This is a genomic window from Streptomyces cahuitamycinicus (genome assembly GCF_002891435.1).
GTDB lineage: Bacteria > Actinomycetota > Actinomycetes > Streptomycetales > Streptomycetaceae > Streptomyces > Streptomyces cahuitamycinicus.
On the sequence record NZ_POUC01000798.1, the window covers coordinates 1 to 1,737 of the forward strand.

2 protein-coding genes are annotated in these 1,737 nt (G+C 68.9%); both read left to right on the forward strand.

The features are described 5' to 3' along the window. Positions 1-354: 354 nt before the first annotated feature. A complete protein-coding gene (locus C1J00_RS42955; RefSeq protein ID WP_102914184.1) occupies positions 355-1,182 on the forward strand; it encodes a glycerophosphodiester phosphodiesterase in 828 nt (275 codons plus the stop codon). Between the two features lie 170 nt (positions 1,183-1,352). After that, the coding region (locus C1J00_RS42960) for an ATP-binding protein (RefSeq protein WP_146046409.1) at positions 1,353-1,737 on the forward strand (385 nt) is incomplete at its 3' end.

A 1,737-nucleotide genomic window follows, 5' to 3' on the forward strand; every position in this document is an offset into this window, starting at 1 on the left:
GTCCACCGGCACGGGGGGTGCGGACGGGGCGGGGGGTACCGCGGTGCCCTCGTTCTCGGTGCTCACAGCTTTTCTCCTAGATCCACGGCTGTTGTCCGGGTCGCACTCGGTCACGCTTTCTCACGCCGGTCGACGGGTCCGGCGCGATGGAGCTGTGCTTGTCCCTTTGTATGCCGTCAGCTTTTCCCACCGGCCGTCAGAGCACCATAAGCGGTGGCTGTGCGTCCGAGGCCATTCTTTATATAGGTCATTACTGGCGAAAAGGATGCAATCCCTATGCCTCCGTCCGGACCTGCGCACCCGTCGAGTCCGTCCGACCGGACGCGTACCCGCACTCGGTGGCACCATGACGCGGTGACCCACGCACGACAGCACGTGATTCAAGTCGTCGCCCACCGCGGGGCCTCCGAGGATGCCCCGGAACACACCCTGGCCGCGTACACCAAGGCGATCGAGGACGGCGCGGACGCCCTCGAATGCGATGTGCGCCTCACCGCCGACGGCCACCTGGTGTGCGTACACGACCGCCGGATCAACCGTACGTCCAACGGCCGCGGTGCGGTCTCCGCGCTGGAGCTGGCCGACCTCGCCGCCCTGGACTTCGGCTCCTGGAAGAGGGGTGAGGCCTGGAAGGGACGCGACGAGGAACCCGACTGGGAGCACCGCCCGGAGGACCGCGAGGCGACCTCCGTCCTCACCCTGGAGCGACTGCTGGAACTCGTCGCCGACGCCGAGCGCCGCGTGGAACTGGCCATCGAGACCAAGCACCCCACCCGCTGGGCGGGGCAGGTCGAGGACCGGCTGCTGGTCCTGCTGAAGCGGTTCGGTCTCGACGCCCCCGCCTCCGCGGAGGAGTCCCAGGTGCGGGTCATGAGCTTCTCGGCCCGTTCGCTGCACCGCGTGCGTGCCGCCTCCCCGACGCTTCCGACGGTCTATCTGACGCAGTTCCTCACCCCCCGGCTGCGCGACGGACGGCTGCCCCCCGGCGTACGGATCGCCGGCCCCTCACTCCGGATCGTGCGCAACCACCCCACGTACATCGAGCGCCTGAAGCAGTCCGGGCACCAGGTGCACGCGTGGACCGTGAACGAGCCCTCGGACGTGGACCTCTGCGTAGCGCTGGGCGTCGACGCCATCATCACCAACCGCCCGCGCGCGGTGCTGGACCAGCTCGGCCGCTGACGTCCGACGTCGGCGCCGCCAACCTCTCAAGTCACACCAGACCCACGCACACCTCTTGACCCCATGCCCCGGCGAACGGGATCCTCCCATCTCGGCCACACCGATGGTTTCCGGCCAGGTGATGACAGGGAGTGCTCCGGCGCGTTCGATCCGTGACTCGGCTGTGGTGAATGCGTCATGGGACGTGGGTTGGCCGGTTTCCGGTACAGGCCAATGGGGCATCCACACCGTGGCGTGGGGCGAAGGAGGTCTCGGGGGTGGCGTTGGTGGTGGCACAGGAGGTGCCCACGTCGTCGAGCATGGCCGTACCCCATGGCCCTGCGGGCGTGGGGGAAGCGAGACACCGGATGCGTACGCAGTTGCGCGGAGGGGGAGTCGCGGAATCGGTCATCGACGACGCCGTACTGATCCTTTCCGAACTTCTGAGCAACGCGTGCAAGCACGGCAGGCCCCTGGGTGACGCGCTGTCCGGTGACGGTGACGTCCGTGCCGCCTGGCGCGTGGACCCGGCAGGCCGGCTCATCGTCGAGGTCACGGACGGCGGCGGCCCGACCC